Source organism: Pseudomonas sp. D47 (genome assembly GCF_045447305.1).
In the GTDB taxonomy this organism is placed as follows: Bacteria; Pseudomonadota; Gammaproteobacteria; order Pseudomonadales; family Pseudomonadaceae; genus Aquipseudomonas.
The window spans coordinates 1-468 of record NZ_JBJGXU010000186.1 but is presented as its reverse complement, the minus strand read 5'-3'; the positions used below and the strand labels follow the sequence as shown (position 1 = coordinate 468).

The 468-nt window shown below is 47.2% G+C and carries 1 pseudogene; it reads right to left on the bottom strand.

Features of this window, described 5'->3' with window-relative positions:
* Positions 1-191 (bottom strand): annotated as a pseudogene (locus ACI77I_RS32170) (histidine phosphatase family protein); the annotation flags it as partial.
* Between the last annotated feature and the right edge of the window lie 277 nt (positions 192-468).

Genomic DNA, 468 nt, shown 5'->3' with positions numbered 1-468 from the left:
TCACATCGTTCTTCGTGCCGTATCAATAAAATCACGTCACCATTTTCCCAGTGTTCAGACAGTCCTGAGTCGGTGAGTTTTTTAATTGTGCCTAAATCTTCTACTGCACTTTTCGATAGTACGTAGTAAGCAAGGGTTGTCACGCCAATAAGGCCAATACTAAGCAGTACTTTTAATGGGCTGATGTTCATTGTTTCGAATGTCCATGTTCTATGTTTTATCAAGCGTGTGCTTTCGGCTCTGCATAACTTCATGCTGGGTCTATAAAAAGACGGGGTAGGCGGAACGATGATTGATGGTGTTGTCGGTTATTTCTTGTAGATGACTTTGAGTTTTTTATTGACGTAGTCTTTGATGATTTCGTAGTCGGGGTTGTACGTCGCCAGCGTATGGCCCGCACTGGCGACGGTCGCCGCGGCGGCAAGGACAACGCTGGCTGGAAGCGATGCAGCGCCGAGGAGAGTGCCC